Origin of the sequence: Chryseobacterium indoltheticum (assembly GCF_003815915.1) — a bacterium.
Classification (GTDB): Bacteria; Bacteroidota; Bacteroidia; order Flavobacteriales; family Weeksellaceae; genus Chryseobacterium; species Chryseobacterium indoltheticum.
This window is the reverse complement of the sequence record NZ_CP033929.1, coordinates 3,484,488-3,507,624: the sequence shown is the minus strand read 5'-3', so window position 1 is coordinate 3,507,624 and position 23,137 is coordinate 3,484,488. Positions and strand designations below refer to the sequence as shown.

Genomic DNA, 23,137 nt, shown 5'->3' with positions numbered 1-23,137 from the left:
CTACGAAAAATAATTTAATTAATGAGACTTTGTACCATTATAATATTATATCATCCTGAAAAAGAAAATCTTGAAAAATCTCTTTTGTCATTTAGTAAAGAGACAGATTATGTTTTTTGCTGGAAAAACTCTGCAATCAATGATAAATGTTTAGCAGTCATAAATTTATATTCAAATATACAAGTTTTGGGAAATGAAGAAAATGTTGGGATTGCAAAAGCTCTTAATGAGTGTGTTAAAATTGCAAAATTCCGAGATTTTACTCATATTTTGTCGATGGATCAGGATAGTTATTTTGATCAAGATATGATTTCAAAATATAAATTAAAGATTATAAATGTTACAGAAAAAGATATTGCTATATATGGCGTTAACCCCTTACAGGACGGAAAAACACTTTATGAAAATACTGGCGATAAACTTAATGTCACCGATACAATTACTTCAGGATCTATTTTTATTATTGATAATTTTAAAAAATATGGATATTTTGAAGAAGAATTATTTATTGATGCTGTAGATTATGAATATTGTTACCGTTTAAAAAAATATCATAACCAAAATACAATTGTTTTTACAGATATAATATTGAATCACACAGTAGGATATGTAGAAAAGACAAAGCTTGGTTTTAAAATTAATAATTATTCTGCATTTCGTACATATTTTATTGTTAGGAATCAACTTTCTATTTGGAGAAGATATCCATCCCTTTTTCCATATAAATACAAAGTAGTATTATTAAAAGACCATATTTTATTCCGAACAGTTAAAATAATTTTAGCGGAGAAAAATAAAATTATTAAATTAAAATCAATATTTTTAGGAATACTGCATCACGTGACAAAAAAATCTGGATACTATAATATCAATGTAAAAAAAACTGAAAAATGAGTGAGAAGAATGCAATATTCACCATATGCGCAAAAAATTATTTGGCACAGGCTCTTACACTAAAAGAATCTGTTTTAAAACATAATCCCGAAATTGATTTTTATCTTTTTTTGGCTGATGAAAAAACGAAAGATATTAAGGATGTTGATGTAGTAGAGCTTGATGATTCTTGGATTTCTGATTGGAAGGGGATGGCATTCAAATACAATGTTATAGAATTTGCGACTTCTATAAAACCTTTTTGCTTTAATAAATTATTTAATGAAGGGTACAATAAAGTTATTTATCTCGATCCTGATATTTTTGTTACAGATGATCTGAGAAGTATTTATGATGATTTGCAAAAATATTCGATGGTTGTTACACCTCATTACAATCATATTGAAACTAACTATACTGGCGCAGTTACAGAAGAAGAGCTTTTATTTGTAGGAATTTACAATTTAGGATTCGGTGCCATAAAAAATAATGATGTTGGCAGACAAATCGTGGAATGGTGGATGGACAGACTTTCTAATAAATGTTTTGCAGATAAGGAAGATGCTTTGCATGTAGATCAAAGATGGATAGATTTTTTACCTGGTTTTTTTCCGAAGGATATAAAAATATCCCATCATCCCGGAATTAATATTGCCATTTGGAACCTTCACGAAAGAGAACTTAAAATAGAGAATGAGAAATATATTATTGAAGATTTAAGAACCAAGGAAAAATATCCACTTTTATTTTTTCATTTTTCTGGTTTTGACCCTTACAACAGAACGGTTATCAACAGAAGGCATCCCAAATATAACGTCAATGTTTTCCCCTCATTTATAACAATTATCAATACCTATTCAGATTTTGTAAATAAAATGAATTATGAATGTTTTTCAAAATTGAAATACTCTTTTAATAATTTCAATAACGGAGAAGTCATTATTCCATTACATCGAAGATTATTTAGAATATATTTGGAAAATCATAATATTAGCTTGGATCCTTTCAATACTGATAATTCATTTTATAAAATACTAAAATCAAAAAGACTAATTCTAAAAGATAAAACGATAGATTATAATTCAGGCATTACTAAAGAAAGAAACATTAATATATCAGGAATAGACAAAATATATAATGCATTAATAAAAATTTTCATCTTGGTTTTCGGTGTAAAACGTTATTACTTTCTTATTAAATATGTGAGAATGAAAACAAGGCTTGAAAGCCAAGTTTTTTTAATTGATAAATAATTTATTTAATAAGATTATATTTAAGGAATATTGTTTATTAATTTTAAATATGAGAATAGGTTTTGATGCTTTTCCTTTACAGAAAAATCCCAGTGGAATTGGGAAGTATGTAATGAATATAATCGAGGAAATTATAAAAAATATCCCCGATTCAAATTATTTTGCCTATTCGAATCGAGAAGTTATCTTATCCGATTATTGCAATCCTAAAGTAAAAAAAAGAGAATTTTATAATGGATTATATGGTAAAATGCCAGGGAAAGTATGGCTGAAGGCTTTTGCAGGCAAACATATAAAAAATGATAATTTAGATTTTTTTATTTCTACAACAGGTTTCTTTCCCATATTACCTTCTAACGTCAAAAGAATAGTAATGCTGCATGATTTTAATGCCAAATTAGTTCCAAAAACAATGGGAAAAATGCATTATTTAACTCATCTGATATATTTTGAAAAAGATGTTTTGAGTGCAGATTTTGTAATATCGAATAGCTTGGGAACTGCAGATAAACTATTTCATTATTTTAAAAAGAAAACAGATGAAATTATCAATCCTCCTGTATCTGCAATATATCATCAAAAACCACAGAACAAGATTGATGAAGTCTTAAATAGGTATAAAATAAAAAGAGATTATATACTTTTTGTCGGTAATCTTGAGCCCCGAAAAAATTTAACTTTTGTTCTGAATAATTTCATAGAATTATTAGAGCAAAAAAAAATAAGCAATGTAGAATTAGTGATTGTAGGCCTTAAAGGATGGAATGATACAAAAATTCAGGTATTATTAAACAAATATTCGGATAATGTAAGAGCATTGGGATATGTGAGCGAACTAGATTTGCCGGTATTATACTCTGGTGCAAAAGTATTTGTATTCCCATCATTATATGAAGGTTTTGGAATTCCAGTAAGAGAAGCGCTTCTTTCTGGAACACCGGTAATTACCTCAGACATACCTGAACTTCGGGAAGCGGGTAGTATTGCTTTGCATTCTGACATGGTAGTATATGTAGATCCAGCTGATGCTAAAAATTTTAAAAAACATGTAATTAAATATATTGATGAGAAAAATGTAAGAAAAGCAAGTATAAATCCGGAGATAAGTATAAAAAAGCTTTGCGATTTTTTACAATCAATATAATCTTTCAGACCCTATCTGGAAATTTTTAAATACAATCTATTAATAATCTTTCTAAAAAAGAAATATGAGTTCGATATCATTAGAAAATGAAGAAATAAATAATGTTGTTCCAGAGCATAGCTGTAACAAGATTTATCTGCTATTGTTGAGATTTTATTTTATCTTTTTCCCAATGTATCCCTTACTTTCAAAATTTGTAGGAACTTCTCTATGGAAAGATGGGCTTTATATTTTCTTTTGCCTCACTGGTTTTACCGTTTTTATTAAAAATAAATTTTTAATCTGGTATTTTTTAGGATTATTTCTTACCATTCTTTTCCAAATTGTACAAGGATACGATTATTTGGAATATTTAACATGGTTTTTGATGGGACCACCTCTTTATCTCTATTTTCGGTACATAAGTGCAGAATCATTTAAGACAGATCTCTTCATTCTTATAGGGATTATGACAGCGGGTTTTGTATTTGTTTTCTTCTACGAAATTCCGGCGAGAGACTCCATGTTTTTTGAAATTAGTGGTGAAAAAGGGTCATCCGGTTTCTTTCTTAGAGGTGATGAAGTACGTGCAAGATTTAGTTTTGTGAGCCCGATGGCATTTAGTCAATATTCTTGGTTTATTGCCCTAACGGTTTTGTTTAATAAAAACGTTAGCAAAATTATTCGGATTATTTTCATTGTATTGATGCTTATCTCTATCTTTTATTGTAATACTAGAGCCGGTATCTTCTTGACAATAATTACAATAGGAGTTTATTTCTATACAAAATTTAATCTTCACAAAATTAAAATATACAATTTTCTTGTAATTGTAGCAATTTCTGTAATTGTAATTTTTAAAAATGTTATTTCAGGACAAACAGCTAATCATGATAATGAAACGCTGTCTGATGGGTTAAGAATGATTTTGCTTTTAGATGGTATTGAAAAGTCCAAAGAAAGTTTTTTACTCGGAGTTTCGGGACATTATTTTTCACCAAGAGCCGAAGATTGGTATGATTTTGAAAACTCATGGCTATCTTTAATTGTATGTTTCGGAATGGTAGGAATTTTCTTATTGATTTTACTTTTCAATAAGCTTATTTTCACCACAAATAATAAGTATCTGATGTTTTACATAATACCGTGGATGGCATATTCTTCAATTTTCCCTGTTTTACAAGAGGCAAATGCCGTTTTTATTACATGGTTTATAATCGCAGCAGTCTTGAATATTGATAAGTGGAATGAGTTGAATGGAATTGAGCCGGATGAGAATGAAGAAGATAATCTTATAAGCGAAACAGAATGAAAGTAATTGTAAACGCTCGTTTCTTGACACAAGCTATTACCGGCGTTCAAAGATTTGCTATTGAGTTGTCAAAACGACTTGAAAGCACTCCACATATTCAGATAGAGTTTGTTTCGTCAAAAGGAATTATTCATTCGGATCTTGCAAAAGAGCTTGATGTGAAAGTAATCGGCCAATTTCAAGGGCATCTTTGGGAGCAGATCGACCTTCCTATCTACTTAAAAAAAAATAAATCACCATTACTAGTTAATCTCTGCAGTACAGCTCCAAGTTTTTATAAAAATCAGATTGTTACACATCATGATATTACGTACATAAGACATCCTGAAAGTTTTTCGAAAAAATTTGTGGAATTCTATAAATTAATTGTACCATTAATGCTTAGAAATTCTAAAAAAATTATTACAGTAAGTGAGTTTTCTAAAAGTGAAATTTCAAATTATTATAATGTTTCTAAATATAAATTTACAGTAATATATAACGGTGTTGATACTAATGAATTTACCAATACTGAAGCAAAAAATGTTTCGAAACGGAAATATATCTTGGCTGTGTCTTCGAGAAACTATCATAAAAATTTTCAGGGATTAGTTGATGCTTTTAAGAATATACAGCATATACAACAAGATGTAGATTTATTTATTGTGGGGTATTCTTCGTTAAAATCATTTAATGAGATCAAATTAGATGTTGAAGATTTAGAAAAACAAGGCAGAATTCGTTTTTTTGGTAGAATAGATGATCAAGAATTGATTTCATTATATCAAAATGCATCACTTTTCATCTTTCCTTCTTTTTATGAAGGTTTTGGCATTCCTCCTTTGGAAGCTCAGGCTTGTGGTTGTCCTGTAATAGCATCTGATCAGGCGAGTATGCCAGAAATTTTGGGTAATTCTGTATTGTATTTTAATCCATATTTAAAAAAAGATTTGGAAGAAAAAATTTTATATTTTTACAATAATCCTCAATTAAAGCAGCAGTTTACCGAAAGTGGATTAAAAAATATAAAAAGATTCGATTGGAAAAGTTCTGCGAAGATTCTTCAAGAAATAGTCAGATTTTAATAATTTGTTATAAAACAATTATATGATAAGTAAAAAGTTAATAATTTGTATCATAATTCTAAGTGTTTTTATTAATATAAAAAGTCAGATTCTTTCCAATGATACTGATAAAGTAATCATAGATTTATCTGTAAAAGGTAAAAAAAGAGAGTCTGTAGTTGGTTTCTTGCATTTTAACGAATTAGAGCCTCTTGAAAAGGATATTGTAGAATTAAAGCCAAAATATTGGAGGTTTGGTGCAAAGCTGAAAGATAATCCTGTAAAAAGAAAAGAGCAAGTAAATATTTTGTTAAAATATGATATAGTACCCATAATTGTTTTGAGCGACATTTATGATGAAGAACATTGGTATAAGGAAAAAGGTGGTTGGATTAGACCTTCTGATGATCCACGAAAATTTGCCACAATGATAAAAAGTCTATATGAAGATTTAGGACAAAAGGTAGTTTTTGATGTTTGGAACGAGCCTAATGGAAAAGAAGTTTGGGGTGGAACTAGAGAAGAATATTTTAAAACATTCAAAGTTGCACATGATGCTTTAAGATCATCACCAAATGGCAATAATGCTTTAATAACAGGACCGTCTATCAGTGAATTTAATCTTGAATATATAAAAGCTTTTTTAGATTATTGTAGTAGACATAATCTAAAATTAGATATTTTAAATTGGCATGACTTAGGAAACCAAAAAAATGCAATAGAATTACAGAATAATATTAAAAAAGCAAAAGAACTTATAAAAAAGTACCCCAATTTAAGTATAAAAAGTATTTATATTCCTGAAATTGTAGGAGTGGATGAGCAATTTAACCCTCTTACATTATTCACCTATCTTTACTCATTAGAAAAAGAAAATGCACAAGGAGGTTGCAAAGCTTGTTGGGATAATCCTGATATTAAAGGTGAAAATAGCTGTTGGAATAATTCACTTGATGGAATATTGTCTGCTAATGGAGAAAGAAGATCTGTGTGGTGGGTTTACAAGTATTATGCAGAGAGCCTAAAATCAAGACTAGCTTGGTTCACGCAGAATAAGGAATTAATGATAATTCCATATTTAGATGACGATAAATCTTCAGTAAATATTATTTTAGGGAATATTGGAAAAGAAAAAAATGTTAATTTCAATTTTATCAAAAATGAACTAAACTACAAGTTTAAAAATAAAAGTAAGGTTAATGTTGAAATTTTCCGCATATCAGAAAAAAAACTTAATATGAAACAATTGCCCGAAAAAATCAGCAATTATTCAATTAAAAATTACAAACAAATAAATTTTTCGATGAAAAATATTAATAGTGAAGATGTCTATATAATCAAATTAAATTAATATATCTTTGAAAATTTGAAATGAAAATAGCGATAATTCACGACTGGTTAGATAAATATGGTGGTGCAGAAAGAGTAGTGACATCCTTTGATAAAATAATATCATTTGATTATTATTTTGCTTATGCTGACGTAATGAATGATAGTGATAAACTTAAAATGTTTAATGGAAAAAATCCAACAATTATCAAAAGTGATTTGATGAAGATTTTAGGGACTTATTTCCGCTTTGCATTTCCACTTTTTCCTTTTATTACAAAATGCTTTAACAGTCAGGTTCATAATAAATATTCGGTAGATTTGCTTATAAGTTCCTCTTGGTGTTTGTCAAAGGGCTTTAGAATCAATAGTGAATTTCATATTTGTTACATTCAAGCAAGAAATTTCAAATATATTTGGGATGAATATAAAAACTATTTCCCGGGGATATTAGGATATATTTTCATCCCTTTTAGAAAATACCTTCAAAATTTTGATATAAAAATGTCAAAAAATCCAGATCATATAATTGCAAATTCTAAATTTGTACAGAAATGGATTAAAGAGCATTATAAATTAGATTCTACGGTAATATATCCACCTGTTTCTGTCGAAGATTTCAGTTTACGTAAAACAAAAATTTCCGATTCAAAATATTATGTTACAGTAGGTAGATTAGTAAAATATAAACGCTTTGATCTCCTGATTGATGCTTTTATTAAACTAAATAAAAAATTAATTGTAATTGGAGATGGAGCAGAAAGAACGAATTTAGAAAAAAAGGCTAAAAATAATGATAATATTATTTTTACGGGATTTTTGAGCTCAAACGAAATCAGTAGTTATATTAGTAATGCACGTGCGTTTGTTTTTTCATCAATTGAAGATTTTGGTATAGCTCCTGTGGAAGCTCAGTCTTGTGGTACCCCTGTAATTGCATATGCTAAAGGTGGAGTCTTGGAAACCGTTGTTGAAAATAAAACAGGAGTTTTTTTTAAAAGTCAGGATGTAAATGCAATTCAAGATGCTGTAAAACATTTTGAAAACATTTTGAGCAATTTTGATTCAGTATTGATTCGTGAAAATGCTCAAAATTTCAGTGAAGAAGCATTTGCTGAAAATTTAAGAGTATTTCTAAAAAAGAACGTTTACAAATAAATCGTAATAGTAAATTAAAAATAAGACTTAATTTTGTGGTAAATAACGATGATAATATCGTTAAATTAGTCCATATATATTTAAGGGAAAAGATTTATAATAAAAAAATGAAAATAAAACAAACGCCGCTAAAAGACTGTTACATTATAGAACCAACTATTTTCGAAGATGACAGAGGCTACTTTTACGAAAAATTTAATGAACAAAAATTTGAAGAATTGACTGGTATGAACGGTCATTTTGTTCAGGATAATATTTCTAAATCTTCATATGGAGTTTTAAGAGGTCTGCATTTACAAAAAGGGGATAAAGCACAGGCAAAATTAGTTTCTTGTTTAGAAGGTAAAGTTCTTGATGTTGCAGTAGATTTAAGAGAGGATTCTCCTACTTTTGGTCAATGGTTTTCTCTTGAATTGACAGGCGAAAATAAATTACAACTTTATGTTCCCAGAGGTTTTGGTCATGGATTTTCTGTGCTTAGCGAAACAGCCATATTTTCTTATAAGTGTGATAATTTTTACGATAAACAATCAGAAGGGGGAGTTCTTTGGAATGATACCGACCTTAATATCGATTGGCAACTTCCCTTAGCAGATATTATTTTATCAGATAAAGATCAAGTTTTACCGACGTTTGCATTGAAAAATTTTTAATATATTAGAAGTTCATTAAAAGCTGAAATAAATAGTACTTCATTTAAAAGTAAATACTGTCACAAATGGTTGGAATATTGTATGTTAGTTTATTTTTTTAAACATTTATCCCGGATTTTTTTGATAATAGATTATATCATTATCAATTTCCTATTCATATTTGGGAGGCCATTTTTTTTTGAATTTGACCAAAAAGATTTTACTCAAGAATATAGAATCCAGTTAATTCTTCTCAATATATTTTGGTTTGTAATAACCATAATAATTAAACCTTATAAAAATTTAAAAGTTAAAGAATCATCCTTGCATTTTAATTCGTTAACGAAGGCTTTTGCATTATTCATACTTACTACCATTGTTTTTCTGTTTCTTATCTTTTCTATTAAAATCAACTATAGAAATGTAATTCTCTATTTCATTTTTGTTGGTTTTTTTATGGCTTTTACTCGGTTTTTACTTTTTCTGTACAGAAAAAAAAATAGAGTAAAATTAGGAAGAAAGCTTTATTCTTTTAATACTGTATTAGTCGGTGAAAATAAATTGTCTACAACATTACTATCTAATAATAATCTGAGAAGAGCTCTTGGGATAAGAGGAACCTATACAATTATTAGTACCGAAACCAAAAATAAGTATTTGGGTAGAATTGATAAATTATTTTATGATTTGGAACATTCTAAAATAAGTAGTATTATTTTCTGTGATGATAATATTGACGTTGAAATTTATAAACAAATCGTTGAAATTGCAGAATATAAAATGATAAGAATCTATATGGTTCCCGATTTTAAATATGGTAATTTAGGTCCTAATTATTTTGATGTAATTCATGAAATTCCATTTTTGAGGCTTATAAGAGAGCCTCTTTCGAATGCTAAAAAACAGCTTTTGAAAAGAGCATTTGATGTGGGTTTCTCACTGTTCGTAATAGTGTTTTTACTATCGTGGTTGGTTCCGATTGTTGCTTTAATTGTAAAAATAGAGAGTAACGAATCCGCATTTTTTCTACAAAAAAGATCAGGTCTTAATAACGAGCCATTCAATTGTATTAAATTCAGAAGTATGATGAGCAATAAACATGCTGACATTCAGACTGCAAGAAAGGATGATTCAAGGGTAACCAAATTTGGAGCATTTATGCGAAAAACAAGTATTGATGAATTGCCTCAATTTATTAATGTTTTTCTTGGTGAGATGTCAATTGTTGGTCCAAGACCTCACATGTTGTCTCAAACAGAGATGTACTCTAAGATTACAAAAAAATATATGACCCGACATATCGTAAAGCCGGGTATTACAGGCTGGGCTCAAGTGATGGGTGCAAGAGGTGAGATATTTTCGCATAGAGATATGGAAAAAAGAATAGAAAAAGATGTTTGGTATATACAAAACTGGTCTTTCTTTTTAGATATGAAAATTATATTTCTAACCTTGTATAATATCATAAAAGGAGATGAACAAGCATATTAATTGCTGTAAATGAAAGAAAACGCCCCAAATTTTAAAGAAAAACAGTTTTTAACTAACTAAAATAATTTTTTTACGAATCGTTTACTATATATTTGTAGTATGGCGGAAATGATAATTATTGGTATTAGTGTACTGTTGCTGGTATCTTATTTTTTTGATATTACCACAAGGTTTTCGAAGGTTCCGTCTGTAATTCTATTGTTACTGACCGGGTGGTTTCTTAATCAGATCAGCGGGCTTTTTGATTTTATAATCCCCAATCTCAACAGTTTGCTCCCAATTTTGGGGACTATAGGTTTAATTTTGATTGTGTTAGACGGCTCTTTAGAATTAGAGCTCAACCGTTCCAAAAAATCCCTGATTAATAAAACAATTATAGTTGCTCTTATTCCCGTACTCATTATCGGGATTGGTTTTGCTACTTATGTGCATTATGAATGGGGCTTCCCTTTCAAACAATCCTTAGAGAATATCATTCCGTTTTGTATTATTTCAAGTGCGATTGCAATACCGAGTTCTATAAATTTATCGGCATCCAAGAGAGAATTTGTAATTTATGAAAGCAGCTTGTCGGATATATTAGGAGTTATATTTTTCAATTTTGCCACTTTTGGAACTGCAATTACACTGTCAAGTGTAATGGTTTTTACTTGGCAGTTTTTTTTAATGTTAATTATTTCGGTTGTCGCATCGCTTATTTTAGCATTTTTACTAGGCAAAATAGATCATCATATAAAATATGGGCCAATTATTATTTTAACGATTTTAATTTATGAAATCTCAAAAATATATCATCTTCCTGCGCTTATTTTCATCTTGTTTTTCGGATTAGTACTTGGGAATATCGACGAAATGAAGCATTTAAAGATTTTAAAAAGCTTTAGATTAACAAAAATGAACCGTGAGGTGAAGCATTTTAAAGACGTTGTTGTGGAAGCTACATTTATCGTAAGATCTATTTTCTTTTTAGTTTTTGGCTTCGTTATCCAAACGGAGGATATTATAAACCCCGAATCTTTGGTTTGGTCCGTTTCTATACTTTTCTTTGTGTATCTGATACGATATATCATGTTGAAATTAGCAAAAATGGAGATGTCTCCCTTGCTTTTGATTGCGCCAAGGGGCTTGATTACCATTTTGTTGTTTTTGGCCATTGCTCCCGAACAGAGAATTCCGTTTATCAATCAGTCGGTGATCGTTCAGGTTATTATTATCTCAACGCTTATCATGATGATCGGAGTTTTATTTAGCAACAAAGAAATCAAAAAGGTCGAAGAACAGCTTGCTGATGAGCATCCCAAAATATAAAATATAAGAACCGATTATGGTTCTTTTTTTTATCACTAAATTTGCAGCCTGAAATTTATTCATCAATTTATGAGAACCAAATCTGTAGGTAAAAAGAAAATTAATATCGTAACGCTTGGATGTTCCAAAAATGTTTACGATTCGGAAGTGCTGATGAGCCAGCTGAAAGCCAACGGAAAAGAAGTTGTGCACGAAGATAGAGGGGATATCGTAGTCATCAATACCTGCGGTTTTATCGATAATGCAAAAGAAGAATCTATCAATACTATTCTAGATTTTGTTGAGGCAAAAAACAGAGGTGAAGTTGAGAAAGTCTTCGTTACTGGATGTCTTTCAGAAAGATATAAACCAGATTTAATAAAAGAAATTCCTGATGTTGACCAGTATTTCGGAACGAGAGATCTTCCTATTTTACTGAAACATTTGGGCGCAGACTATAAACACGAATTGGTTGGTGAAAGATTAACCACCACACCAAAGCATTATGCTTACCTTAAAATTTCTGAAGGTTGCGACAGACCTTGCTCATTCTGTGCCATTCCTTTGATGAGAGGTGGCCACGTTTCTACACCGATTGAGAAATTGGTGAAAGAAGCTCAGAAACTGGCGAAAGTAGGGGTGAAGGAATTGATTTTGATTGCTCAGGATTTGACCTATTACGGTTTAGATATTTATAAAAAGAGAGCTTTAGGTGAACTATTGAAAGAGTTGGTAAAAGTAGAAGGAATCGAATGGATTCGTCTTCATTATGCATTTCCAAGTGGTTTTCCGGAAGATGTTTTAGATATTATACGTGAAGAACCGAAAGTTTGTAACTATATAGATATTCCGCTTCAGCATATTAATTCTGATTTGTTGAAATCTATGAAACGTGGTACAACGCACGAAAAAACAAATGCATTATTAGATAAATTCAGAGAAAAAGTGCCGGATATGGCGATAAGAACTACGTTAATTGTAGGTTATCCTGGTGAAACGGAAGAAAGATTCCAAGAGCTGAAAGAATGGGTAAGAGAGCAGAAGTTCGACCGGTTAGGATGTTTCACTTATTCGCACGAAGAAAATACAGGAGCTTACGTTTTGGAAGATGATATCCCGCAGGAAGTAAAAGAAGCTAGAGTAGAAGAGATCATGGAGCTGCAGTCGCAGATTTCGTGGGATAAAAATCAAAAGAGAATCGGTGAGGTTTATAAATGCGTCTTCGACAGAAAAGAAGGTAATTATTTTGTGGGTCGTACTGAATACGATTCTCCCGATGTAGACAATACCGTTTTGGTTTCTGCCGAAAACACCTATATTTCAATTGGAGATTTTGCGAATGTAAAAATTACCTCCGCAGAAGAGTTTGATTTGTACGGAGAACTTGTTTAAGTTTAAAGATAAAAAAGTAAAAACCAATGATTTTTCATTGGTTTTTTATTTTAATGAAAATTTAATTTTAATTTTTAGTTAAATTTTTTAATAATATAATGTTCAAATTCTTTTCCTGCTGAAAATATTCCTGTTAAAAGCACCATCAAAGCTAGAATAAACACGATTTTATTGTTTTTTAATTTTTGCATTGTGTTTTATGATTTAATGATTTGTAGAGGATTACTTTAATAAATTACAGCCGTTTTTGGAATTATTTATTTTTAGTAATATATTGGTATTCAAATAGTTGTGTTTTTATGAATACTGAATTATACAGCAATTAGTTAATTAAATTAACTTTTAGGTCTTTTTTTTAACGTTTTTTAACACCACGGTCTAAAATCCCTATTTATAGGAACTTACGGTAATAATTATATTTTATTTATGTTTTCTTTAACGTTTCTTAACTTTTAAAATAGGCAGGTAATAAGTTTACATATACTTTTGCCTCGTCAAACAAGTAAAAGTTCAAAATGATGAAAAGATTCATTCTCGTAATCATAATGATGATTTCAACACTAGGTATTTATTCATTTACGAATAATACTGTAGATGCGAAGAAAACAAGTTATGCATCGTACTACCACGATAAATTTAACGGTAGAAAAACAGCAAGCGGTGAGGTTTTTGATAATTCAAAACTTACTGCAGCGCACAGAACGCTTCCTTTTGGAACCGAAGTTAAGGTTACCAATCTGAACAATGGAAAAGAGGTGATTGTAACGATTAATGATAGAGGGCCTTTCCATTCATCAAGAGCTTTAGATATGTCTAGAGCAGCGTTCGATGAAATCGGAAATACCGATCGCGGTACCATTCCGGTGGAATATGAAATTGTCGATTAATTTATGATTTAAATTAGAAAGCCAGCTAAATTTTTAGCTGGCTTTTATGTTTTTAGAGGTTAAACTCAATCAAGGCGGGGCAATGATCAGAATGTACCGCTTCTTTCAAAATAACGGCTCTGCTGAGTTTGTCTTTTAAAGAATAGGAAGCGAAGTTATAATCCAATCGCCATCCTTTGTTATTGGCTCTTGCATTTTGACGGTAACTCCACCAGGTATAATTGTCGGGTTCACTGTTAAAAAACCTGAAACTGTCAATCAATTCGCATTCTTTAATAAAATTGGTCATCCATTCTCTTTCCATCGGTAAAAAGCCTGAAGTGTTTTTTAAACCTACAGGATTGTGAATATCGATCGCCTGATGACAGATATTAAAATCTCCGGAAATAATAAGATTCGGAATTTCTTTCTTTAAATTTTTAATATATTCTAAAAAGTCGTGGCAAAACTGCATCTTAAATCCCAGCCTTTCAATATTAGACGCTGAAGGTACATAAACAGAAATCACAGAGAACTCATCAAAGTCTGCACGGATGATTCTCCCTTCATTATCATAGCTCTCAATTCCGCAACCATATTCTACATGATTCGGTTTTATTTTAGACGCAATTCCGACTCCGCTATATCCTTTTCTCTGTGCAGAATGCCAAAAACTGTGATAGCCCGCTTTTTCAAGACTTTCAATATCAATCTGATCGTTTCCTGCTTTACTTTCCTGAATGCAGATAATATCCGGATCGGCAGTTTTCAGCCATCCTAAAAAATCTTTTGTGAAAGCAGCTCTTATTCCGTTAACGTTGTATGTGATTAATTTCATAATTCAAAAGTATTAAAAAAGCTAAATTATTTGAAATTTTAATGTTGATGAAAACTAAAAATATTGATATTCAGCTGTGAAAAAAATGATTTTCCATTATTGGAATTGCATTTTTCAAAATAGTATATTGCAGATCCAAAGACGAAATCTATTTATGATTAAATTTTTACTCTCTATATCTTTATATCTTTTCGGTCTACAACTATTTTTTTCTCAAAATATAAGACATTTGTCGGTAGATGATGGTCTTCCGCAATCTTTTGTTTCTGCTTTGGAACAAGATGAGGAAGGCTTTGTATGGATTGGAACCCGGAACGGACTTTCCCGATATGACGGACAAAATTTTAAAACTTTTCAACATCATTTTAATACCAATAATTCTCTGGCTTCAAATACCATAGATTATTTAAGAAAAGGCAGACAAAATGGTCTTTGGATAAAGTACGAAACTGCAGGAATCGATTACTTTGATACAAGTTCGGGTAAAATAACACATATTATCAATACAGCATTTTTAGAAAAAAATAACATTGATATTCATCGGAAATCATGGTTGGTAACACAAGACGGTTATCTGTGGTTTAAAACCATAAAAAATGAACTCTTCAGTTTTGATATTCAAAAGAAAATTCTGAGCCGCAGAAATCTGAATTTTAATTCTGACGAGATTATTTACAACATTCTCGAAGACAAAAACAAAAATATTTGGGTATTAACACAGAAAAACCTAAAGTTTTTTGACAAAAAAAAGAACAGCTTTACAGACATTCATATTCCTTATAAGATGTTTACAAATAAGCTGTATCAGAATAATATCGAGGCAGTACTATTTCATCAGTCAAAAAATGGAGAATTGATGTGGGCAGATAAAGACAGGTTTTACTTTTTTGATCCTGTGAAAAAAACATTTAAAAACGAAAAGCTGCCATTTTCTTCTATTTATACTATTAAATTGTTGAGTACAGATATTCATGGTAAAGAATATTTTGTTGCAGACAATGCTATTTATCGCTACGATAAGGCTTTAGGTTTTAGGAAAATTGCGGCTGTCAACTTAGAACAAAACAGACCGCCGCAAGCTTTTCTTGTAGATAATTCCGGGTTGCTGTGGATTGGTGGTGATGCCGAAGGAATTTATACAGTAGATCCAAAACTCAATTTTCGGTCCTTTTCTTTTGAAAAAGATTTTGCGACAGATCTGTTGAAAAACTATTATGGCGTTTCCCTTAATGATTTTTTTAATTGGCCAGAGGTGAACGGTATTTTACCGGCTTCCTATTTTCTAAGATCTGCGACAACTCCAAATAAAAACTGGATCGCGCTAAACCGTATTGTTTCTTACTATGATCATCTACAGAAGAAAATTTTCCGTTTACCCGAATTACCAAAGATAAAAAGCGAACCTTTTGCTCCGATAAAAGGAATAAGTCTGTACGATGAATCTCCGATTGTGATTGATGAGCTGAACAATATTTATCTATTTCAGCAGTCAAGATGGAAATTTTTATTTTCTTTAAAGAATTTTAATGCTAATATAAAAACGGCAAATATTTATTTTGACTTTAAAACTAAAATACTTTGGGTTATAACGGAATCTCACGGGATATTGAAAGTGAATCTTGAAACCCAAAAAATCTATCATATTAAAAACAACACAAAAAGTCTTCCCGTTAATCATTTAATTTCTCTCGTTCCTGATCAGAAAAATGATGATATTTTGTGGATTGGAAGTAATGATGGACTAATACAGTACAGTAAAAAAAACAATAAGGGTAAAATCTTTTCAGGAAAAGATGGTTTTCCGGATAATGTTATCTATTCGATTCTTCCGGATAAATCTGGAAACCTTTGGATGGGAACCAATAAAGGTCTTTTGAAATTTGATCCTACAACATATAAAGTAAGAACTTTTACACGTTCTCACGGTTTGGAAAATATTGAGTTCAACAGGTTTCATCAATTAATGCTTCCCAACGGAAAAATGGCATTTGGCGGTGCAAAAAGCGGAGTGGTTTTCAGTCCGGAAGATATTAAAAGTGATCATTTTTCACCTCCGACTGTTATTACCCAAATTGCTCTCAATAATGAGAATATCGATCTTGTTGAAAGAAACCTGAAACCTTTAAATCAAATTGAAGAACTTTCTGTAGATTATTTTGAGAATACGGTTTCTATAAATTTTGCAGCACTTCAGTATGATGACTCAAAACAAATTTGGTATCGTTATCGGTTGAAAGGGTATCAGGATGAATGGATTTTTGCAGGAAACAATGCAGAAGCCGTTTTTACAAAACTTCCTCCCGGAAATTATATTTTTCAGGTCAATGCAACCAACACAACCGGAAACTGGAGTAACCTCATCAAATCTTTGACCATAAAAGTGACGCCGCCTTGGTGGAAAACTTGGTGGGCAATAACATTGTATGTGATACTATTGATTGGAGGAATTTTTTGGCTGATAAGATTCAAAATCAATCAGGAAATTATTAAAAACTCAATAAAGCTAAAGCAGAAAGAAGCGCACGAGTTGCGTAGGCTAGATAAAATAAAAACGAAATTTTTCGCCAATATTGCTCACGAATTCCGAACTCCGCTGTCTCTTATCGTGGGTCCGGCAGAACAGTTGAAATCTGTAGAATCTCAGCACGAGAAAGAAATATTATTTGGAACGATAAAGAAAAATACAAACAGCCTTATACAGCTTACAGATCAGTTGATTGACGTTGCAAAGCTTGAAGCAGGCGTTTTGAAACCTCATTTTGTCTGGGGAGATGTAGTTCCTGTTATTTCTAATATTGTAAATGCCTTTTTGGAAACGGCTTTCGAAAAAGGAATTGCGCTCAGTTTAGAATCTCCGGATAAAGCCGAATTTTTGTTTTCAATCAACACTTTAGACCGAATTTTATATAATTTGATTTCGAATTCTATTAAGTTTTGTGAAAATGGCGATACAATTACGGTGAAAGTAGATAAAGAGATCAATGGTTTATCCATTCAGGTTATTGATTCCGGGGCGGGAATTCCGGAAGATGAACAGACAGAGATTTTTGAAAGATATTTTAAAGGTTCTAATCAGGATCAATTGCAGGGAAATGGTTTGGGGCTTTCGCTTGTGAAAGAATTGGTAGATCTGCATCACGGAACAATTAATATGACAAGTTCTACGCAAAATCCTTCCGGAACTACATTTTCGGTTTGGCTTCCTTTTGAGGCTCAAAAAGATCATTTAGCTGAAAAAGCAGAGCATCAAGAAAATTCAGAAGAAAAAGCGACGATTCTTATTGTGGAAGATCATGAAGAATTGGCGCAGTTTATTGCAGGAAATTTAGCTGGATCGTATCATGTTTTAACTGCAGAAAACGGAAAAAAAGCGTTGGAAATTACTCTGGAAAAAATGCCGAATCTTATTGTAAGTGATGTTGCAATGAGCGAAATGGATGGTTTTGAATTTTGCAAAGCCTTAAAATCTGATGTTACCATCAATCACATTCCTATTATTATGCTCACCGCAAAAGCTGATGCCGAAAGTAGACTTGAAGGTCTTTCTTACGGAGCCAACGATTATGTTGTAAAACCGTTCAGCGTAGAAGAGTTGAAATTGAGAATAGAAAATCTGCTGAATTTACAAAATCGTCAATATGAAAATTTTCACAAACAGCTTTTGCAGCCTGAAACAAATATTGCAGAATCCGAAACAAAGCAACCTGATTCTACAAATAATCTGCACAAAGAATTTCTCAACAGAATTTATGAAATCATAGCCGAAAATTTAGATAATAGCGATTTTAGCGTAGACGAGTTAGCTTCCGAATTATCGATGAGCAGAACGAGCCTTCACCGTAAAGTAAAAATGATGTTTAATATTCCGACAGGAGAAATCATTAAAATTTACAGGCTTAAGAGAGCTGCAGAATTATTAAAGCAAAATTACAGTATTTCTGAAGTTGCTTACATGACAGGATTTAATAGTCCGTCTTATTTTACCAAATGTTTTAAAGAGTATTTTGGTAAAACACCCAATACATACCACTGAAACAGACGTTTGCAACGAAATTGATAGTTTTTGCAACGAGAGTGCTTTTCTGCTTTTCCCACGAGATGTACTTTAGCAAAACAAAATTATTTCAGTATGCATAAAAATCTACTTACGAGCAAATTAAAATTTGCAACATTATTTACTGTCTTATTAGGATCGGCTTCGGGACTGAATGCTCAACAAAATGCTCTTAATTTTGACGGAACAGATGATTATATCCAAACCAACTATCCCGGCGTTTTAGGAAATGCACCCCGTACAGTAGAAGCGTGGATAAAATTACCCACAACTACTGCTGGAGAAAATCTGGTAGCAACTTGGGGATCCGATAATGTAAACGGAGGAAGATTTACGGTAAGAATTAATAATGTGAGCGGATTGTATAAGTTAAGGATTGAAAACAAAGGCGGCGGAGTAAACGGTACAGTTACTCTTAATGACGGAAACTGGCATCACATTGCCGTAACTTATGATAACAGCTTATCTACCAATAAATATAAATTGTATGTAGACGGTAATTTAGACACCGAAGGAAATATTAGTACAACAACGAATACTGTGGCACTTACCAATATGATTATTGGTAGAAGGATTATGCCAAGTCTTGGTGGTTTTTTTAATGGAAGTATCGATGAAGTGCGTGTTTGGGATAAAGCTCTTACACTAGCGGAAATTCAGGCTAATAAAAATTATGAATTTTGTACGCCGCCAGCAAATCTGAAAGCCTATTTTAAAATGAATGAAGGAACGGTTAACTCAAATAATGGTACTGTAACTTCTATTGCCAGTGCTGTCGGTTCTTATACCGGTACTTTAAATAGTTTTGCTTTAAACGGAACTGCTTCAAATTATATTGCAGGATCATCAACGCTTGGAGCGGTAAATATCAATAATACAGTTACTGTTTCAGGATCTACATTAACTGCTGCACAAGCGGGCGCAACTTATCAGTGGATCAATTGTAGCAACGGAAATGCTCCGGTTGGGGTGACTACGCAGTCTTTCACACCTGCTGTTGCAGGAAACTATGCCGTAATTGTTACGCTTGCAGGTTGTACACAAACGTCTTCTTGTCAGTCGGTAACTTTGGGAGTACATGATGTTGAAGCAATTCCTGAATTGACTTTATCACCAAATCCTACCAACGGGATTCTAAATATCACTGCCAAAAATGCAATCGAAAAAGTAGAAATTACAAATTTTGCAGGTCAGAGATTAATAGATTTTCAGCCAAATTCTGCGAATGCAGAACTCAATATATCACAGTTGAAAGCAGGGGTGTATTTGGTGAAGGTAATCTCAAAGCAACAAGCGAGAGTTTATAAAATAATTAAAAAGTAGTTTTTTTTTCATAAATCATTATTACTAATCCATATAATGGTTTTAGCCTCTTCAAATTATGAAGAGGCTTTTATTATTTTTATACTTAAAACTTTATTTAGGTTCCAGAATACTGATAGGAATGATGCATTCTTCCAAAGAAATTCCACCGTGCTGATAAGTCTCTTTATAGTAATTTACAAAGTGATTGTAGTTTTTGGGATAGGCTAGAAATGTATTGTTTTTGGCAAAAATATATTTAGAGCTTAGGTTTCCTTTAGGTAAAAACAGTTTTTCAGGATTGCTCACTGCCCAGACATCTTTGTCATCGTACGTTAAGCTTTTTCCTGTTTTGTAACGGATGTTTGTTGAGGTTTCTCTGTCACCAACGACGCGGCTGGGTTTTTTCACATAAACAGTTCCATGATCGGTTGTAATCACCAGTTTGAATCCGTTTTCTGCAGCTAGTTTAATAATTTTAATTAAAGATGAATTCTCAAACCAATTCGATGTTAACGATCTAAACGTTTTATCATCTCTGATCAACTGATCAACAATATGATTATCGGTTTTTGCATGCGAAAGAATATCGATAAAGTTGTAAACGATCACCAAAAGATCATTGTTTTTGTGCTGATTAAAGTCATCATAGATTTTTCTTTCAAAATCAGCATTCAGAACTTTAAGATATTTCATCGATTTAGAACTTAAACCAACTCTTTTCATCTGATCTTCTAGGAAGTCACGCTCAAATTCATTTTTATTTCCTTCCTCATTATCGTTAAACCATTTGTCCGGGAAACGTTTTTCGATTTCTGAAGGCAACAGACCTGCGAAAAATGAGTTTCTCGCATATTGTGTGGCGGTAGGAAGAATACTGTAATAATAATCTTCTGAAACTTTATTGTAATATTTGGTGAAAAGAGGCTCAATTACTTTCCATTGGTCGTATCTAAGATTGTCGACCATTAAAAGAAGCACTTTGTCTTTCTCAACCTCAGTCTTTATTTTATCTTTAAATAAGGTGTGGCTCATCATTGGCTTATCCGAACCGTTCAACCAGTCTTCGTAATTATTTTCGATAAATTTAGCAAACTGAATATTGGCTTCCTCTTTCTGTGACTGCAGAAGGTCTGCAAATTCGTTATCAGCAACTTTATCAAATTTAAGTTCCCAATTCACGATTTTTTTATAATATTCTGCCCAATCCTGATATGTTCTCAGGTAAGAAAGTTCCATCGAAAGGTTTCGGAATTCCTGCTGATACTGCAAAATAGTTTTCTGCTCTACCAAGTTATCTTCCTGAAGGTTTTTCTTCAACGAAAGTAAAATCTGATTTGGGTTTACAGGTTTTAAAATATAATCTGCAATCTGCGAGCCGATCGCTTCTTCCATGATGTGCTCTTCCTCACTTTTGGTTACCATCACGATTTTCAAAGAATTATCTTTATCTTTAATCATCGGGATAGCTTCAAGACCGGAGATTCCCGGCATATTTTCATCGATTAAGGTTAAATCGAATTTTTCAGAATCAATAAGTTCTAAAGCTTCATTCACATTGTTCACAGGAGTTACGATGTAACCCTTCTTTTCCAGAAAAACGATATGAGGTTTTAGTAAATCTATTTCATCATCAATCCATAATATTTTGTTTGACATACAAGTTTATTTTTTATGCGGGATATGTATCAAAACTGTGACCAAAACTTTATAAAACCTCACAAATTAAGAGACTTAAAAGTTAAATCTTCGTTAAAGATTTTTATCTCAAATTATTTCATGAAGATAAGATAAATACAACGATTTATAAACAAATTTTAATGTTTATATTCTAAATAATAATCGCCTGTTTTCTTAGAATTGACTTTAAAAACCTAATTTTGCAATAGTCTCAGAATTTTTCCATGCAGAATAAGCTTAAAATTATCAACGACCCTGTACACGGTTTCATAAAAATCCCTCACGAAATCTTATTTGATGTTATCGAACATCCATATTTTCAAAGATTAAGAAGGATTTCACAAACCGGACTTTTGAATTTAATTTTCCCCGGAGCAACCCATACACGATTTCATCACGCTATTGGTGCGATGCATCTGATGTTTACTGCTTTGGAAACCTTAAAGCAGAAAGGAGTTGCTATTTCTGTTGAAGAGGAAAAAGGAGCGATGTTAGCAATTCTGATGCACGATATCGGTCACGGCCCGTTTTCTCATGCCCTGGAAAGTATGTTGATGGATGACTGGCATCACGAAAACCTTTCATTATTATTAATGAATAGACTGAATGATGAATTTGGCGGACAATTATCGACAGCGATAGAAATGTTTCAGGGGAAGTACCACAGAAAATTCTTTAATCAGCTCATCAGCTCACAACTGGATGTTGATCGTTTAGATTATTTGAACAGGGACAGTTTTTTCACGGGAGTTTCAGAAGGAAATATCAATACGCAAAGGATTATTTCAATGATGAATGTCTGCGAGGAAGAATTGGTAATCGATGCGAAAGGTGTTTATTCTATTGAAAACTTCTTGACGGCAAGAATGTTTATGTATTGGCAGGTTTATTACCATAAAACTTCGGCGTTGGCAGAATTTATTTTGGTAAAAATCCTTGAAAGAGCAAAATATCTGGTTTCAGAAGGTGTCGATTTACCGGCCACAGAAAATTTGAAATATTTTTTACACAGAGGAAAAAGTGCAGCTACCGACGAAGATGTTGAGCGTTTTACACAGCTTGACGATAATGATGTTGTTCAGGCGATGAAATTATGGCAGAAGTCAGAAGATTTTGTTCTTTCTTACTGGTGCAAATGCGTCATTCAGCGTAATTTTCCAAAAACTATTATCTCATCTCATCCTTTTGACGAAAAGTTTATTGATGAAAAGATACAAAACACCAACGATTTTTTTGGAATTGATAATGGTGACGAATTGGTACATCAAATTACAAGAAGTCTGCTTCCGTATGATACAGAAAAACAGCCGATTTACCTTCTTCAAAAAAGCGGAAAAGTCTTAAAATTGGATGAGTCGGAGGATCAGCTTTTGTCTGGCCTCATCGTTCACAAGACGAAAAGATATATCCTCGCATTTCCGAGAATGTGACACTAAATTTTCTTAAATAATATTAAAATCGATATTCCATAAACTAAAAAATGTTTGCGAATAACAGAATTTCT

17 protein-coding genes are annotated in these 23,137 nt (G+C 31.7%); 15 read left to right on the top strand and 2 right to left on the bottom strand.

Features of this window, described 5'->3' with window-relative positions; translation table 11 throughout:
* The first annotated feature begins 21 nt into the window (after nucleotides 1–21).
* From EG358_RS16155 to EG358_RS16100, 12 genes are all read left to right on the top strand, one after another.
* Entirely contained in the window at nucleotides 22–894 is an 873-nt protein-coding gene (locus EG358_RS16155) for a glycosyltransferase (protein ID WP_076562101.1), read from the top strand.
* Entirely contained in the window at nucleotides 891–2,126 is a 1,236-nt protein-coding gene (locus tag EG358_RS16150; protein ID WP_076562100.1) for a glycosyltransferase, read from the top strand. The genes EG358_RS16155 and EG358_RS16150 overlap by 4 nt, the downstream gene beginning before the upstream one ends.
* Nucleotides 2,127–2,175: 49 nt before the next feature.
* On the top strand, nucleotides 2,176–3,270 hold the full coding sequence (locus EG358_RS16145) for a glycosyltransferase family 4 protein (protein WP_076562099.1): 1,095 nt from the start codon (nucleotides 2,176–2,178) through the stop codon (nucleotides 3,268–3,270).
* A 64-nt stretch (nucleotides 3,271–3,334) separates the two neighbouring features.
* Nucleotides 3,335–4,561 carry an O-antigen ligase family protein gene (locus EG358_RS16140; RefSeq protein WP_123890139.1) on the top strand — a complete coding sequence of 409 codons (1,227 nt, stop codon included), beginning with the start codon at nucleotides 3,335–3,337 and terminating at the stop codon, nucleotides 4,559–4,561.
* Nucleotides 4,558–5,625, top strand: a complete 1,068-nt coding sequence (locus tag EG358_RS16135) for a glycosyltransferase family 4 protein (protein ID WP_076562097.1) — start codon at nucleotides 4,558–4,560, stop codon at nucleotides 5,623–5,625. The genes EG358_RS16140 and EG358_RS16135 overlap by 4 nt, the downstream gene beginning before the upstream one ends.
* 22 nt (nucleotides 5,626–5,647) lie before the next feature.
* The gene (locus EG358_RS16130; RefSeq protein ID WP_076562096.1) at nucleotides 5,648–6,955 is read left to right on the top strand and encodes a GH39 family glycosyl hydrolase; all 1,308 of its coding nucleotides are present in this window, start codon (nucleotides 5,648–5,650) and stop codon (nucleotides 6,953–6,955) included.
* 20 nt (nucleotides 6,956–6,975) lie between these two features.
* Nucleotides 6,976–8,091: a glycosyltransferase gene (locus EG358_RS16125; protein WP_076562095.1), complete on the top strand. Its 1,116-nt coding sequence runs from the start codon at nucleotides 6,976–6,978 to the stop codon at nucleotides 8,089–8,091.
* 107 nt (nucleotides 8,092–8,198) lie between these two features.
* Nucleotides 8,199–8,744 carry a dTDP-4-dehydrorhamnose 3,5-epimerase gene (gene rfbC / locus EG358_RS16120; protein ID WP_076562094.1) on the top strand — a complete coding sequence of 182 codons (546 nt, stop codon included), beginning with the start codon at nucleotides 8,199–8,201 and terminating at the stop codon, nucleotides 8,742–8,744.
* Nucleotides 8,745–8,825: 81 nt separating this feature from the next.
* Entirely contained in the window at nucleotides 8,826–10,214 is a 1,389-nt protein-coding gene (locus EG358_RS16115; protein ID WP_076562093.1) for an exopolysaccharide biosynthesis polyprenyl glycosylphosphotransferase, read from the top strand.
* A gap of 99 nt (nucleotides 10,215–10,313) precedes the next feature.
* Nucleotides 10,314–11,522 carry a cation:proton antiporter gene (locus tag EG358_RS16110; RefSeq protein ID WP_076562092.1) on the top strand — a complete coding sequence of 403 codons (1,209 nt, stop codon included), beginning with the start codon at nucleotides 10,314–10,316 and terminating at the stop codon, nucleotides 11,520–11,522.
* A 69-nt stretch (nucleotides 11,523–11,591) separates the two neighbouring features.
* The gene (rimO, locus tag EG358_RS16105) at nucleotides 11,592–12,893 is read left to right on the top strand and encodes a 30S ribosomal protein S12 methylthiotransferase RimO (RefSeq protein WP_076562091.1); all 1,302 of its coding nucleotides are present in this window, start codon (nucleotides 11,592–11,594) and stop codon (nucleotides 12,891–12,893) included.
* Nucleotides 12,894–13,408: 515 nt separating this feature from the next.
* Nucleotides 13,409–13,780: a septal ring lytic transglycosylase RlpA family protein gene (locus tag EG358_RS16100; protein WP_076562090.1), complete on the top strand. Its 372-nt coding sequence runs from the start codon at nucleotides 13,409–13,411 to the stop codon at nucleotides 13,778–13,780.
* A gap of 52 nt (nucleotides 13,781–13,832) precedes the next feature.
* Here the strand turns inward: EG358_RS16100 and EG358_RS16095 are convergent, their stop codons facing one another.
* Complete coding sequence (locus tag EG358_RS16095; RefSeq protein WP_076562089.1) at nucleotides 13,833–14,597, bottom strand: exodeoxyribonuclease III; 765 nt, start codon at nucleotides 14,595–14,597, stop codon at nucleotides 13,833–13,835.
* Nucleotides 14,598–14,751: 154 nt separating this feature from the next.
* Between EG358_RS16095 and EG358_RS16090 the strand changes: the two genes are divergently transcribed.
* Both EG358_RS16090 and EG358_RS16085 read left to right on the top strand, forming a co-directional pair.
* A complete protein-coding gene (locus EG358_RS16090; protein ID WP_076562088.1) occupies nucleotides 14,752–18,630 on the top strand; it encodes a hybrid sensor histidine kinase/response regulator transcription factor in 3,879 nt (1,292 codons plus the stop codon).
* 96 nt (nucleotides 18,631–18,726) lie between these two features.
* The gene (locus tag EG358_RS16085; protein WP_076562087.1) at nucleotides 18,727–19,974 is read left to right on the top strand and encodes a LamG-like jellyroll fold domain-containing protein; all 1,248 of its coding nucleotides are present in this window, start codon (nucleotides 18,727–18,729) and stop codon (nucleotides 19,972–19,974) included.
* Between the two features lie 93 nt (nucleotides 19,975–20,067).
* Here EG358_RS16085 and porX read toward each other — a convergent pair whose 3' ends face one another.
* Nucleotides 20,068–21,612 carry a T9SS response regulator signal transducer PorX gene (gene porX / locus EG358_RS16080; protein ID WP_076562086.1) on the bottom strand — a complete coding sequence of 515 codons (1,545 nt, stop codon included), beginning with the start codon at nucleotides 21,610–21,612 and terminating at the stop codon, nucleotides 20,068–20,070.
* 245 nt (nucleotides 21,613–21,857) lie between these two features.
* Here porX and EG358_RS16075 point away from each other — a divergent pair, with 245 nt between their 5' ends.
* A complete protein-coding gene (locus tag EG358_RS16075; RefSeq protein WP_076562085.1) occupies nucleotides 21,858–23,063 on the top strand; it encodes an HD domain-containing protein in 1,206 nt (401 codons plus the stop codon).
* The last annotated feature ends 74 nt before the right edge of the window (nucleotides 23,064–23,137 follow it).